Here is a 4,165-nt window from a genome sequence, read left to right on the forward strand (position 1 = left end):
TATACCGATCATTCCGCGAATATCGTTGGACTCGGAAGGGTCAGCGATGCCGAGTTAAAGTGGCTCTATTCGTCCACAACAGTTCTTGTTGCAAGCGCGCAGGAGGATTTCGGGCTCACAGTATTAGAGGCCAATCTCGAAGGCACGCCGGTAGCGACCATCCCTGCAGGCGGTTATTTAGAGACAGTCGCAGAGGGAATCAACGGTTTTATGGCGTCCGCGGCAGAGCCGCGAATGCTGGCCTCAGCCATAATGGACGCGATGTCGCTTGAGTCGCCATCTTGTCAGGACTGGGCCCTCGAATTCTCAGTGGATAAACACATTCAACTGCTGGAAGGTGCTCTGGCACGTGTATCGCAGTAAAATTCTTGTCGTTGCCCGATCCACCACAGCACATCACCTTGCAGGGGGAATGGAAAGTGCTTACGAGGGTGTTGTTGCTGCTCTCAAGGAGCATGGCTTTAGAGTTTCGCTTCTAACCACTTCTGGTTATGACAGGGCGGCACTGCCTTCTGGCTACGAGAATGTTTGGGAGATTACCTCCCATCGACCAGGCAGATATTCGTTCAAATGGTGGCTGAATACGTTTCGATCCCGGGCGGAGTGGATGCGTTGGCAGCCGGATCTAATCTTCAGCGTCAGCAGCTCTGCCGGCGGAATGGCTTTGATTCGGGACCGTTCCATACCGGTTATCGCGCAGAGTCACGGCACAGCTTGGGCCGAGATCTGCTCTTCTCTCGTTACCATTCGCCCGAGAGAGTGGATAAAAATACCCCTTAACCTTTCCAGAATTCCACGGGAATTATTGACCTACCACACCTGCAACAAGGTTGTGGCTATTGGGTCTGCCGTCGAAGCTCAACTATCCGGAAATCCAAACCATGTCTCCCGAAATAGGATTACTACTATTCCAAACGGCGTCGACATTAATCGCTGGTCCTTCGATGCTGAAGCTAGAATGAGGGTTCGTGCTCATTATGGCATTCACAATAAGTCTTGTGTCGGAATTTTTAGCGGTCGGCTTCATCCACAAAAAGGCGCAGACATCGTACTCGCCGCTATGGCGCGCTCTTGTCAGCCAGTCGACTCACAGTTATTCATTTGTGGGGAGGGACCTCAGCGCAGTTTGTTAGAGAGACGAGTGAAAGAGTTGCATCTCGAGGGAAGAGTTCACTTTACGGGAAGGCTTCCGAGTAGTTCCTTGCGCGAAGTTATGTCGGCCTCAGATGTTCTACTTTTTCCGACCCGTCGGCGTGAAGGACTTCCTCTGAGTCTCTTGGAAGCATCGTCTAACGGACTTCCGATCATCACCGTGCCCAATGCCAACGTTCCAGACGAATTTGGCGACCAGGCAGTCATAGTCAATGGCACTTCAGACGCTCTGGCTCGAGCATGGAGCGCGGTGCGGATTGAAGAAAATAGAGAGTCTAAACTCCCTTACCTATTCTCCACCGAGGGCTCCCATCGTTCGTACATTGATCTTTTCCAACATTCTTTGAAAGGGTAGTATGCTGTCGTATCTAAACCCCGGCATGTTGTGGTATAAGTCATCACTGCTCCACAGGGCGGGTCGGAAACGAACCGCTAGGTGTCTTAAGATCATCAATTATGTCATATTTCGTGCTATTCTCCCCCCGGAAGTGGAATTGTCGGGACCGGTATCTCTGGGGCATTTCGGTTTGAACGTTGTAGTCCACCCTAATTGCACCATTGGTCGCGAAGTGCATATCTGGCACGGAGTGACTATTGCAGTCAGCGATTCGCCGGGCGCCGATTCCCGCGTTTATATCGGTGATAATGTCGTTATCGGTACAAATTCGGTCGTGATAACGCGTGAAAAAGAGGGCCTGACTATTAGCAATGATGTTCGTATCGGCGCGGGGAGTGTAGTCACGCGAAGCATTACAGCTCCGGGCAGCTATGCAGGTTCTCCAGCTAAAGCGATTAATCGAATCTAGACGTCATTTTCGCAGCAGGCTAGGGCAAGGAATTTGGTTCTGTCATTGTCGTACGCAGAGGGAACTGTGAAGTTGTCGACCTTTCGTGGCTGCAGCGCTCTTTGCCGTCATGAACTGTTCCGACCTTCCGCAGGGAAGCCAAATGTTGCTGTCGTTGTGGCGAAAGGGATGTTGCGGATTTGACGCCGTGTCTGGGGAAGATCTGGCAAGGCCGGAGGGCAGCTGCTGACAATGGGGCAATGGAACCGCTCAGGAAGAATCTTTCCTTCGTTTCGCGGCTCTCCGTGGTTCGTGGTGAAACCTGAGTTGCACACCTTGAGGCCGATTTCGCGATCTTTCTGATGTTTGCCCTAGTCAGCGCGGTGCGGTTTCGTCTCATGGGTAACTAATTCGGGTGGTTACGATGGCGTGGTGTCTCCGTTTTTGCGCAAAGTGAAGACCGGGTCCGGCGCTACTGCGGTGCAGATCGTGGACAAGAGCGGCGGGAAGTACCGGATCGTTGAGCACCTCGGCTCTGCCCGCACTGATGCTGAACTGGCGGTGCTGATGCGAGCTGGGCGGGACAAGCTCAACCCCGGCCAAGAGACGCTGGAGCTCGGGATCGAATCGCGACCGGACCCGACACGCGCGGTCGTGCAGTCCAGCGCCTCCCGGCTGCTCGTTGATGCCATCCGGGCCGCCTACGAGACGCTGGGCTTCGGCGCGGTCGAGGACGAAGCATTCTTCCAGCTCGTGCTGGCCCGGCTGGTCGAGCCGACCTCGAAGGCCGACAGCATCCGCGTCATCGACGAACTCGGCATCCCGCCGGTTCACCGCAACACGTTCACGAACGCGCTCAAGCGCTGCGGAAACAATGACTACCGGGACCTGGTGGCCAGGGCCTGCTTCGCCTACAGTGTGTCCACGACCGGCATCAGCCTGCTGCTTTACGACGTCACGACCCTATATTTCGAGGCGGAGAAGGAAGACGACTACCGCAAGGTCGGCTATTCGAAGGAACGCCGGGTCGATCCGCAGATCGTCGTCGGCCTGCTGGTGGACCGCTCCGGGTTCCCGCTGGAGATCCACTCCTTCCAGGGCAACAAGGCCGAAACCCACACCATCGTCCCGGTGATCCAGGCGTTCCAGGAACGCCACCAGGTTGCGGACATGGTCGTGGTCGCCGATGCCGGGATGCTTTCCAACATGAACCTGCAGGCAGTCGATGACGCGGGGCTGCGGTTCATCGTCGGCTCCAAGCAGGCCAAAGCACCCCAGGACCTGGCCGCCTATTTCCGCTGGCACGGCAGCCACCACGACGACGGGCAGACCGTCGACACGATCACCATGCGCACCAAGGCAGCCGACCCCTCACGAATAGACAAGCGCGCCGAGCCTGTCTGGGACCCGGAGAAGAACAACGACCAGTGGCGGGCCGTATGGCAATACCGGCGGAAACGAGCCGTGCGGGACCGCCAAACGCTGAACCAGCAGCGCAACCGGGCCCTGGCCATCATCGAGGGGCAGAGCCGGCCGAAGACCGCCAGGTTCGTCCGCACCACCGGAAACACCAGAACCTTCGACGAAACAAGCTACGAACGCGCCATGAACCTGGTCGGCTGGAAAGGATACGTCTCAAATATCCCCGCCCGGACCATGGCCGCCGCCGAACTCGTCGGCTCGTACCACGACCTCTGGCACGTCGAGCAGTCCTTCCGAATGTCCAAGAGCGACCTGGCCGCCCGCCCGATCTTCCACCGCACCAAAGAAGCAATCGACGCGCACCTGACGATCGTGTTCACCGCGCTGGCCGTCGCCCGCTACCTGCAGCACAAAACAGGACTGAGCCTGAAGAAAATCATCAACCAGCTCAAACCCCTGCGCGAAGTCACCATCAACATCGGCGGACACGAACTCACCGCCGACCCCCAAATCCCAGAAGACGCCGCAGAAATCCTTCAAAAGCTCGGAATGCCTGGGTAACTAAACGTGTGCAACTCAGGCGCTCAGGAAGAATCTTTCCTTCGTTTCGCGGCTCTCCGTGGTTCGTGGTGAAACCGGGTTCGTGTCCTTCGACGTAAACGGCTCGTAGCCCTGTTGTGATGGATGTTCTTCACGCATTCATCAATGACAGGAACTACGAGCCTTGACCGAGCTTACTTTGCCGTGCCTCGATGCTGCCAGCGTCATTTTCAACCTGCCGGACTACCGGGTCCTGAAGGCCGAGG

At 56.5% G+C, this 4,165-nt stretch carries 4 protein-coding genes; all 4 read left to right on the forward strand.

Annotated elements, in window-relative coordinates:
- On the forward strand, positions 1-363 hold a 363-nt coding region (locus D477_RS01250; RefSeq protein WP_005266490.1), incomplete at its 5' end, for a glycosyltransferase.
- Positions 350-1,507 (forward strand): glycosyltransferase family 4 protein, encoded by a 1,158-nt coding sequence (locus D477_RS21575; protein WP_150109936.1) that lies wholly within the window; start codon positions 350-352, stop codon positions 1,505-1,507. The genes D477_RS01250 and D477_RS21575, both read left to right, overlap by 14 nt.
- A gap of 232 nt (positions 1,508-1,739) precedes the next feature.
- Positions 1,740-1,958, forward strand: coding sequence for a DapH/DapD/GlmU-related protein (locus tag D477_RS23615; protein ID WP_237740667.1), 219 nt, complete (start codon positions 1,740-1,742; stop codon positions 1,956-1,958).
- 411 nt (positions 1,959-2,369) lie between these two features.
- Positions 2,370-3,920 carry an IS1634 family transposase gene (locus tag D477_RS01255; RefSeq protein ID WP_043845168.1) on the forward strand — a complete coding sequence of 517 codons (1,551 nt, stop codon included), beginning with the start codon at positions 2,370-2,372 and terminating at the stop codon, positions 3,918-3,920.
- Positions 3,921-4,165 lie beyond the last annotated feature (245 nt).

The organism is Arthrobacter crystallopoietes BAB-32 (assembly GCF_000328305.2).
Lineage (GTDB): Bacteria > Actinomycetota > Actinomycetes > Actinomycetales > Micrococcaceae > Crystallibacter > Crystallibacter crystallopoietes_A.